The 2,064-nt window shown below is 56.2% G+C and carries 1 protein-coding gene and 1 pseudogene; both read left to right on the top strand.

The genetic code is table 11. The features are described 5' to 3' along the window. Positions 1 to 1,381 (top strand): RHS repeat-associated core domain-containing protein (locus tag BK660_RS33215; protein ID WP_259698545.1); only part of this gene is annotated, 1,381 nt, incomplete at its 5' end. Positions 1,382 to 1,602: 221 nt separating this feature from the next. Further along, positions 1,603 to 2,064: pseudogene (locus BK660_RS29855) on the top strand (toxin); the annotation flags it as partial.

Genomic DNA, 2,064 nt, shown 5'->3' with positions numbered 1-2,064 from the left:
GGTACGAAAAACTCGCTCGTTGCAGACCCATGCCCGAACCGTGGTGGCTGAAGTGCGTTACTTACCGGGACTGGAATTGCGCACCGACAGCGGTACCGGGGAGGTGCGGCAGGTCATCAACGCGCAGGCCGGGCTCAATAGTGTTCAGGTGTTGCATTGGGTAACTGATCCACCGTCCGGTGTGATCAACGATCAGTACCGCTACAACCTCGTCGATCACTTGAACTCCTGCACGCTGGAACTCGCCGATGACGCGCGAATCATTAGTCGAGAAACCTATTACCCCTTTGGTGAAACCGCCTGCTCTGCGGGCCCGAACGATACCGATGGGGATTACAAAACCATTCGGTATTCAGGCAAGGAGCGGGATGCGACGAGGCTTTATTACTATGGGTTTCGGTACTACATACCGTGGTTGCAGTGTTGGCTGAATCCAGATCCGGCAGGAGCCGTCGATGGTCTGAATCTGTATTGGATGACCCGCAACAATCCGCTCAGTTTTATCGACGATGATGGCGCTGTGACGCGCAAGAAGCAGGCAAGCGGTCTTTGGGAGCCGGTGATCGCCGTGGGAGATCAGCGCAAGGTGTCGGGCGCCCGGCCAGTTGATGCGGGGAAACCTGTCTCCATGGTTCCATTCACGGGGAAACCAACGGATATACGCAAGGCATTATCGGTACCGGAGTTTAGTCGGGTGAGTGTCAATACCGACTTGCTGATGTCAACGAAAGTCGCTTACTCCTCCCAGGTCGGTTCGCAACTAACGCAAAAGGCAGGGGGCGCCAGTTTTATCTTTTCAATGCAGCGGATGACGTATGCCGGTGCGGCGAAGGGCGAGTTCAACGCACTCAAGGTTGTCGACATCGCTGCGGGAGAAATACCTGATCAGTCCAGCGCGGCTTCCGGCTATTGGGCTCCGCAGGGAGGGTACGTGGATATACCGGTCCACCCTAAGGGCACGGACCCCGAGTTTGTTTTTACACCGGGTTTCAGTGGTTGTTCACTGACAGTGGATCAACTCAACGCCAATGTGTTGCGCGTAAGGCATGTGGAGGGCTCAAAGGAAGATGCCCAATACAATAAGCTACCCGCCGTCGAACACGGAATGGGACTTAGTGCTGCCATGGAGTTTACGGATTACGGATTTGACGTTGATGAAAACAACAATGCAGTCACAGAAACAACCGGGTTTGCCTTTATGAGGTACGACCGAAAGAGCCGCGCGTGGGACATTCATTATCAGACGCTTCAGGGCGCAGTGGGGATTGGAAAGTACTCCCCGGCCAAGAAAAGCTTTTTTGGAGGGGCGAAGTCCTCCGTGAATGTTTTCGAGCGCACCAAGGTCCGAAAGACCATGAACAAGAAGGTCGTCACCGTTTAATAAAAGCTCAGTAGAAACCCCTGCCCAAGCCACTGGTGATAGCTCACGCAGTGGGCTGGACAGGGGCTTGTTGTGTTATCGATCAATCACTGCGCGATGGGCGCCAGCTCGCCATTCGCGGATCTATCACTGTTGCCGTTGGTCGCAACTGTAATTTCTGACAGTAGCCGTGCTGTGGCGCGAGGGGTTAGATAACCACTGGCTCACAGGGACACGCCGGCATGCACTCTAAAACCCCCAAAGTGTCGGTCGTCGACCCACGAGCGCTGACGATCCGTTCCATTGATTATTGGCGCGAGGTTGAAGACGAGCCGACTCAGGCACGCATCAACCGCACGCTCCACAATGCCGCCGGGCACGCTGTCAAACAGTGGGACCCACGGCTTTGTGGGTTACAGGAGCAAGATCCGCTGGCGCCCGCCAATCTCGTGACGGTGTATTCGCTGTCCGGTGTTGCGGTATCGACGCTGAGCGTGGATGCCGGGTCGCAGATCAGTCTTTTGGGGCTGGCCAATGAAATGCTGCAAGGCTGGGACAGTCGCGGCACACGACGCGAAGTTGAATACGACGAACTGCTGCGTCCGGTGGCGGTGTTTGAACACGTCGCCACAGCACCACGACGTTGTGCCGAGCGCATGGAATATGGTCGTCCCGGTCAGGGTCACCAGGACCACAACCTGGCC

The organism is Pseudomonas brassicacearum (assembly GCF_003732265.1).
GTDB lineage: Bacteria > Pseudomonadota > Gammaproteobacteria > Pseudomonadales > Pseudomonadaceae > Aquipseudomonas > Aquipseudomonas brassicacearum_D.
Note: the sequence above shows the minus strand (reverse complement) of the source record. Positions and strands in the feature narration are given on the sequence as shown.